The sequence below is a fragment of the Bradyrhizobium hipponense genome (assembly GCF_008123965.1).
GTDB classification, from domain to species: domain Bacteria; phylum Pseudomonadota; class Alphaproteobacteria; order Rhizobiales; family Xanthobacteraceae; genus Bradyrhizobium; species Bradyrhizobium hipponense.
The window spans coordinates 1-8,082 of the sequence record NZ_VSTH01000213.1; the positions used below are offsets into that span (position 1 = coordinate 1).

Annotated in this window: 8 protein-coding genes; all 8 read right to left on the reverse strand. The window is 55.2% G+C overall.

The genetic code is table 11. The annotated features are described in order from the left end of the window. Positions 1 to 993, reverse strand: a 993-nt coding sequence (locus tag FXV83_RS40030; protein WP_148745539.1) for a glycosyltransferase family 2 protein, incomplete at its 3' end; no start/stop codon positions are given. Continuing rightward, on the reverse strand, positions 983 to 2,131 hold the full coding sequence (locus tag FXV83_RS40035; RefSeq protein ID WP_148745540.1) for a glycosyltransferase family 4 protein: 1,149 nt from the start codon (positions 2,129 to 2,131) through the stop codon (positions 983 to 985). The genes FXV83_RS40035 and FXV83_RS40030, both read right to left, overlap by 11 nt. A gap of 77 nt (positions 2,132 to 2,208) precedes the next feature. After that, complete coding sequence (locus FXV83_RS40040) at positions 2,209 to 2,973, reverse strand: FkbM family methyltransferase (protein WP_148745541.1); 765 nt, start codon at positions 2,971 to 2,973, stop codon at positions 2,209 to 2,211. Positions 2,974 to 3,031: 58 nt separating this feature from the next. Then, a complete protein-coding gene (locus FXV83_RS40045; protein ID WP_148745542.1) occupies positions 3,032 to 3,844 on the reverse strand; it encodes a class I SAM-dependent methyltransferase in 813 nt (270 codons plus the stop codon). 242 nt (positions 3,845 to 4,086) lie between these two features. Next, on the reverse strand, positions 4,087 to 4,752 hold the full coding sequence (locus tag FXV83_RS40050; RefSeq protein ID WP_148745543.1) for a class I SAM-dependent methyltransferase: 666 nt from the start codon (positions 4,750 to 4,752) through the stop codon (positions 4,087 to 4,089). 200 nt (positions 4,753 to 4,952) lie between these two features. Further along, on the reverse strand, positions 4,953 to 5,921 hold the full coding sequence (locus tag FXV83_RS40055; RefSeq protein WP_148745544.1) for a class I SAM-dependent methyltransferase: 969 nt from the start codon (positions 5,919 to 5,921) through the stop codon (positions 4,953 to 4,955). A 109-nt stretch (positions 5,922 to 6,030) separates the two neighbouring features. Then, entirely contained in the window at positions 6,031 to 7,089 is a 1,059-nt protein-coding gene (locus FXV83_RS40060) for a glycosyltransferase family protein (RefSeq protein WP_148745545.1), read from the reverse strand. After that, a complete protein-coding gene (locus FXV83_RS40065; protein WP_148745546.1) occupies positions 7,086 to 7,877 on the reverse strand; it encodes a hypothetical protein in 792 nt (263 codons plus the stop codon). Before FXV83_RS40065 ends, FXV83_RS40060 begins: the two co-directional genes overlap by 4 nt. Positions 7,878 to 8,082 lie beyond the last annotated feature (205 nt).

Consider the following 8,082-nt stretch of genomic DNA (forward strand, 5'->3'; position numbering starts at 1 on the left):
CCTTCCCAATGCTCCGTCTATCAGACCGCGGACCGTGATCTGCGCGGCTTTTGGAGCCCCCATAACGGCATATCTGATCGCGTATAACAAGCCGAACGCAAAGTGGAGGATCCACCGCCATCCTGCCTCCCGACGAGCGTAGACGATGCTGTTGCGGGCAGACAGATAGATCGAGAGGTAGGAACGCTTCTTCGGGTCGACAGCAGAACCGATAGCGGTGCCTCCAACGTGGCGCACGACCGCTCGTTCTGCAAAGCCAATCCGATGTTTGCCGCGGCGGCGCCCCCAATCCAGATCCTCCATGTAGAGGAAATAATCCTCAGTCATTGGGCCGACCTCTTCAACAAAGGCGCGCGTAACCAGAACACAGGCGCCACTAATCGCGTCGATCCGAGACATCTCCTCACACGATGGAGCACTTCCCGCCGAAGCATTCCTCCCAACAGCTACAACACGACCTGTTGTAGGGGACCAATGGAGGCCGTAGTTGATAATTCTATCTGGCACGTGATCGAACACCAAGGTCCCGCCAATCATCCCGTATCCCTCGGCAGATTTGGCCATGAGTTCAGATAAGCAATGGCTATCCACCTCGGTGTCGGGATTTAGAACAAGCAACGCATCCCAACCGGCGTTCCCAAGCAATTGCTCGAGCCACGCGTTGACGCCACCGCCATAACCCAGGTTGTCCGTTGCAAGACCAAGCCGAACGACATTTGTCCGACTTCGAAATTGACATTTCGACACCGCCGCAAATCGCCCTCCCGGTTGGTCCAGGACGTCCGAGCCTTGGCGAATCTGTTGCAGTATTTGACCCGGCCCGGCAACCATCGCCAGCAGACGCTCGAAAGCCTCTCTGCCGCCATTCTCACAGATGAAGACCTCAAATTCCTTCCAATCAGAATTAATCAGCGACTTCAGGCAGCGAACAACATCGTCAGGATTGCAGTACGAGACGATGAGAACGGCAAGTTTGGCGCGGTCAGTTGCCATGGCCTAGATGACCTATCATTTGCTCTCGACGCTGACTCGCCACCACCGTCCATGTAAAACGGTTCGCGTGCTCAACAGCCGCAACCGACATTCGCTGTCGAAGTTCGATATCCTCCGACAGCGCACGAAGCGCCGTAATCCAACCAGATGCGTCATATGGATCGAGCACAAAGCCCTCGCGTTGATCTCGAACGATCCGTCCCGCGCCCATGTTGGTGGTTATAGCCGGCAGACCACAACCGCAGGCCTCGTAGGTTACTTGCGGCCCCCCCTCTTCCAAAGTTGGGAAAACGAATACGTCTGACGATCTATAGAGCGATCCAACATCCTCGATGTACTCAAGCACCGTCACGTCATCCCGTGCGAGCAAGCTGGCGCATTTTTCCTTAATCACCGGCTCCATCCTTCCAGCCAGTACAAGCCTGCCCTTCACCCGGCTCCGCGCCCAGTAATCGAGGATCAAATGGGCGCCCTTTCGCACACAAATGATCCCGACGAATACTGCGGTTATTCCATGGTTTGGGGGAAGAAGCTTGCGCTTTCCCGACAGGCGAGCCGGATCCCAGCCATATGCTGTCGCCAGGCATTTGCTTTTCGGAACGCCGTTCTCGATTAACGAAGCTTCCACCGATTGATTGGGGCAGAATATATAGTCCATCGCTTCCAAGATCTCGGTTTCGCCCCGAACCGTAGCATCAGTGATCCCGTGCTTAGGTGCCGCACCAATCTTCGCATATGCCCGATCGAGAATAGTTTTGGCGGTTTTGGTATGGCAATTGAACTGCTCTCGAAAGATCGTAATGTCGCGCCTTTTCAATTCCTGGAGCAGTTCCATGCTTGCGTTGGGCCAGAGATAGGCCGCCAGCCTTCGCGAGCGAGACCGATCCATGCATTTGAGGAACGCGGCCTCCATGCTTCGGCTCGCGCCCCTCTTTACCCACCCATACGGCAGGTATCGCTTCCAGATGGGCAGAGCCTCGATGACTTCGACCGAGGGCAGTGGCCACCGGCTGCGGGGAGTCACGATCGTTACGCCAAAATCCTGGTCAACCATTCCGTTCGCGAGTGAACCGCAGGTGTAACCCACCCCTTTCCCGGTAAGCGGCAATGGCATCAAAACACCGGTCGAAACGCTCAAGACCACCTCTGTTATTTAACCGCCTGGATTAGGGCTTTCCGCAGCTCATATGATTCCGAAGCGCTGAAACGCTGCGCCTAGCTTGGTTTGGACGCCGCCTGCATGTGTGCATCCGTCAGGTACCAGGTAAAGGTCACGGATGGCGGTGCAACTCCCGACTTGAAGCGGCCGTGATCGTAGACGTGGGGACAATAGCCGAGATCAGCCAGAAATTCGGTGAGCGCTGGTGATGGAAATGCACACATCAATGCCGGCTTCTGCTGCTTTAATATTCCTTGGGCGCCCTTCAGGATATCCAGCTCCGCTCCTTGGGCATGCAGCTTGATCAGAGCCGGAGCGAGCCCGAGAGAATCGAGCATTTTACATGCAACCCGATGTTCTCGGACAGTCAATTTCCTTTCGTCAAAACGGTACATCCTGCCCGGATTCTTCAACCATTCAGTCGCCTCCTTGTAGGACGTTGCAGCCATTCCGTCGCATTTCCATCGACCGTATCTTGGAAGAAAGAAATCGATTACTCCGGAACTGCAGCCAAGCGCGCATTCGAGAACCGTGACGGCGTCATCCCGACGATGCCGGAATGTGAGCCGCTTCGCCGACCCTGGCTCGGGCTCGAAGGCCACAATGCGGGAGTTCGGCGCGAGCTTCTTGAACGCCGCCGTGCTTTGGCCTCGGTTCGCGCCTACATCGACTATCAGGCCGTTTCCGATCTTGAGCAGCTTGACCCCGAGGAATTCCCGCTTGAAAAAATACGGCGCGGCAAAGTCCTTGGCAGCGAATCTCACTGCCGCGGCGCCAGGAACGTTGGCGTAAAAATAGCGAGCCACCGCCTTCAAGTTCATGATGCTCGACCATTATCCTTCGGGAAGGGTGACAAGAGCCGGAGCAACGCACATTAAGTCAGCTCTGCCATTCGCTTGATGCTTTCTTCACGACGACCATGAAGCCGGACCTGCCCCGCAGGATCGTGGACGTGTACTGTTTGGCGAGAACTGCCGAGACGAGCTGCCAGACCGGGACGCTTTCTTCAGCAACGTCCTCGACGACAAACCAGCCGCTGGCCTTGAGCTTCTTCAACGCAAAGATCAACGTGGCTACGTTCGCACTGGGCGAATGAAGACCATCGTCGATAATTAGATCCAGGCCCTGGCTCGGTAGGACAGCCGCAAGATCGTCGAGCGATTGCAGGCTCGTTTGGTCGACAAAGTAAGTCTTGATGCGATCCTCCTCGAAGAGAATTCTGCGATCGACATCGGCGCCAAAGATCTCGGAATTTGGAAGGAAATCGCGAAACGCGCGTAGCGACGCGCCGGGCCGGCCAAACTTGCCCATCGTCGAAACGACGTCGCGATTGTTGGTGCCGCACCCAATCTCGAGGATCCTCAGTTGATCCCGACGCAGGGGCCCGAGCATTTCGGCATAGACACGATAGTAGTCGTGGCTGGACGCCTTATCACTGCCATACTTGTTGAACAATCGGGCCAATTCAACCGCGTCGCCATTCGACGGTTCTGCTGAGCAGAACGATTCCAGAGGCCTTGCTTCCACAGGTGGTTGCCCCTGCTGCCTCAGCAATCCGCAAAACAGCGGAAACGTATGTTGGGCCGAAAGTATGGTGAGATTGGCCTTGGCCTTCGCAGAGCCACTCGAGTTCGGCGCGAATATTGCCAACTGCGTCACGAGTTCGTGGTTGGTGATGAAACCGCCGAGCAATCTGGCGCCGGCCAGCCTTGCAGACGTCGCAAGATTAACTACCAGCTTGCTACGTTTCAGAAGACTCTTGAGGAACTCGATGGTCGGCGAGCGCCTGGCGTAAGAGGAATCGCTAGCCTGAGACATGATGCCGCCTCCATATCGATAGTCGTGTATCCAGCCAGTCCTTTAGGGCGCGCCGTCAGGACAAAATGCAATGCTCTCCAATCACCTTCTGCAGCGAGCGCGTTCAACGCCTCGCCTCACTTAGCGATCATCCACTTAACCGGAGGTTGGCGGATTTCGCCTTCAACTGGTTCTCCAAGCATGATGTATTGCTTCGCCAGATGGTGCCGTAAAAGACCCAACGACAGACCATTGAGTGTTTTTGCCTTGTAACCCTGCATTCCGGAAATCAACCCCTTGGACACGTTCAGCCTCGCGGCGTTCATGAGCCCGATGGCAGTATCCTCGACAAAGAACCTGAGATGGGTGCGATCCAGAATTCCCGCATCCTGATAGTCAAATTGACGCCTGAACAGGAGCGGAATCGTAACGCTTAGATGAGCGACGTTTGGCACGGAAACCACCACACGACCGCCAGGCTCGAGCAGCCCTCGTACTTTCTGTAGAACGCTTGACGAATCGATAAGATGCTCAAGGATATCGAGCATCAATATAAGGTCATATTTCTTGAGCCGGGGCAGACATTCGTCGATGTCACCGATAATCGCCACGTCCACGTTGCGGCTGAGCTCGGCAGCCACAGCACCATTTATCTCGACGCCGGTTGTCACGGCGTGAGGGTAGATCGTTCTGATCCAGCGCAACGTCTGGCCGGAGGCTGCCCCAATCTCGAGGATATTGCGCGCGCTCTTCGGCAGAAGTGGCCGTATCTCGTGTCGTTCGTGATGGAAGTAGCAGCTCATAATCGCCCTGATGCCAAGTCACGTTGTAACCGCAAATCGCTCGACGAAGGAGCATGGATGCTTCCAATCGCATGCTCGAGGCTCTGCATTTTTTTCATACCCTTCCAGTTACCGAGTACATCCGTTAGCAGCGAAGTCCCGCCCGGAGCACTCATCACGCTCAAGAGCTCAATGGAGCTACGCGTTGCCTACCTCTCCCGTCAATGCAGTTGCGTCGCACCCTCAACCTGATTCAGCTTCTCTCCCGACGGCGATTCCGGAGCTGCCGGATCGGCTATGATTTTCGCGAAGTCGAAGGGATCCATAGTATCCGGATCGATTACGATACGATCAGCCCGGTACTTGCGACGAACTCGAAGCGATCTGAATTGATACGAGAGGCCTCGAAACAAGAACGGGCTCGCGAGCCGGTGAAGGATACTCTTCCATCTCGGTATATTAGCCCTGTCCCAGCTGGCCCAATTACCGGTAGCGAAATTCGTCCATGTCGCGTCGTAATCTGATTGTTGCACGCTGAACTCGGCTACCCTCCGGACCCTTCTCGAGAACACCAGCATCACAGCCTGGTCCTCAAACGGGATCTCATTCCTGCGTTTGAGGATCACCGGCCGCTTGATCAAGTGCCACGTCTTCGGGCGCGACGGTCTTACCAGAAAGACGCTGGTGTCTTTGAAACCATTGCGGTTGCTGAAAATGCTGAAAAAGAATTCCGGCGAATATTGATAAAGACCGTGCGCCGGAAAGCCGTTTGCATTCGTTGCGATAAGAATATGCCCACCCGGCCTGACGATGTTCACTATATTGTCGACCACCTGGGCGACATTGAAGATGTGCTCGATCGAACCAAAGTCGAGAAACGTGTCGAATTTTTCGTGCAGATCGTTCGGTATCGGACGGTTGAAATCATGTATCAACGACGCGCCTTCGAAGGCTGAGGCGTCAATCGAGACGACATTCTCGGCACCAAGCTTATGAAGAAGAGATTCGCAGTAAGCCCCGACTGCAATTGATTCATCATACCCAAAGTTCAAGTTCGCCCGGACCGCATCATATTCCTGCTTCCAGAAATGAATCTCATGCCTCCCCAGCGTTACCGTATTCCGAAAATCAAATTTATAAACCCGTTTTGCAAAACTGAGCGCCCGAAGACCTGTCAGATCGATGCCCACAATTCTCTCCCTATAGAGCTTGCCCCGTCACGATCTCTGCTGCAAGGTCGCGCAGTTCTCGCAACCGCTGACAATTCTGACTCCCGAAAATCTGTGCGTGCAGCGAATATCACCGCGACATACTCCAAGCTTTCGTGAACCCGGACCGCGCATAGTAGAGCCGTCTGCGTGCGCCTCGAACCATTCGGAGGACTTCGCGCGCAAGCGACCACGGAATCGAAGAAGGCAAGGCGACCGGCCCCTGAGGCTCAAGCCATTCGCGAATTTGCGGATGGCCGGGTACGAGCGTGTTCATGAGTTTGCTCCAGAGCTGCGGCTCCATTGAATCGTGAAAGTGGAGTACACTCACGTCCATTATCTTTGCCCCGTCATAATTTCCTGGCAGATAGCTACACACGGGAAAATTGCTCGAATCCTGGAGCGCTTGCCAAGCCAGCCCAAGGCGCAGCACGGTCAATCCCAGCACGACTTGATCCATAAAATGCACTTGAGAGTGCGTTCTGGCCACGTGGCGATCAAGAAATGTCTTGAAGTCGGCGAGGAACTCTCTGCCGAACCGGGTGCTGCGCCGGTACACATAGAGCCCCGCATTCCAATAGAATCTAATCCGGTGCCCATCGCCGGTCTGAAGCCACGGAAGGTCGTCAGCCACTTTCCCGATAAGCGCAGCGGATCGCCCCCAGAATGGGTCGTTTGGGTCGGTTCCCCCCCTGGATCCGATCACCCCTGCATCCGGTGCACTGGCGAGGAAGTCTACACTAGGTGACAGTTCCAGAGAGTTGGGCTCCCGCACGAAGAGGATGTCGCTGTCGACCCATGCGATCGCCTCTGTCGTGACCCTTTCCTCCACGGCAACAATCGCTTCAGCCTTGTTCATGTAATGGTGCCAGCCGTAGGGATTATTGGGGAATACCCGCAGATGCTTGATTCCAAGCTCCGCCATTCGGCGATGCGTTTCTCGCGCGAGCGGCGGCGTCAGACGGGGCGTTACCGCGACGACCTCCAGATTTGCAAAGCGGCCACCAAAACGTCTAAGGCTGTCCACCATCCTGAGCGTGAGCGGCTCGAGAATCCCTGACTCGATGCAGACAACAACAGTCATCGAGGGCGGTTTACGGGTTGCCCTGCTGTCCTGCGCCTGAATGGCGCTATCCAAAAGATAGCTCAAATGGCATCCTCGCTTGCCTTCACAAATCCGAGTTCTCTGGCTTTCAATTCAGGATATTCGAACGTTGGATGCAATGTGGACGCCCGTACAATGCCCTTGTATCTCAATCGCATGCGACGAAGCAGTAACGGCAAAGGATTCCGGGTCAATTCAACGATCACCGTCGGCCATGGAAGTACCGCCGTCCACTTCCGCACCATGAAGTGATAGGCGGCAACGTAAGTGCGGTCGAGGCAAACCGTCGCCTTGCTGTTGTGAATCACAGGCAGATCGATCACATAGGATCTCATGCCCGCCTTTTGAGCTTCAAGGACGATATCTGTTCCATAGAGGTGGAACGACGGCAACATGGGGTCAAACAAGGCGCCAGAAGCTCGGCGCACGATCAAGACGGCTTCATCGAGACTCGCCACGTCGCGGGGCCGCCCAAATGGGCCACCGCATACAGTGCCAAGTCCGGAATCCCATAGATGCCCTAAATACGTCCCATCGGATGCCATACCGGAAAGTCCGGCGACAGCCCAAGAGGGGTCGGCCAAACTCAATTTCTCACAAATGACTTGCAGGCGCGCAAACCAGCCTTCAGGAAAGTAGACGTCCTGGTGGCTGAACACGACGATGTCAGCCTGAGCGCCGGCGATCGCATCGTGATAGGCAGCAGATGCTGCAGTTGCACCCCAGACAATTGATACCGGAATGCGGCCGTTCGCGATCTCCGGCGATCGTTGCAGATTGCGGGCTAGAACCGTTTGCCCATTGGCGACACAGAATACCTGCACTGAGCTCATCAATCCCATTCCTTCATCCGGCGCCCCCGAGAAGCTGGAATGCACCGCAACACACCCTTCCCGACATTAGAATGACCTAAGCAATGTTTTAATTATCCGTCGACAATAATTTATTTGCCGACGCAATTAAATAATATATAATCAAAAAAGTCAATTAAATTTGCCGAACGACGCAGGCGTGCCGGCGGGAGCTTGAATTGTCGAC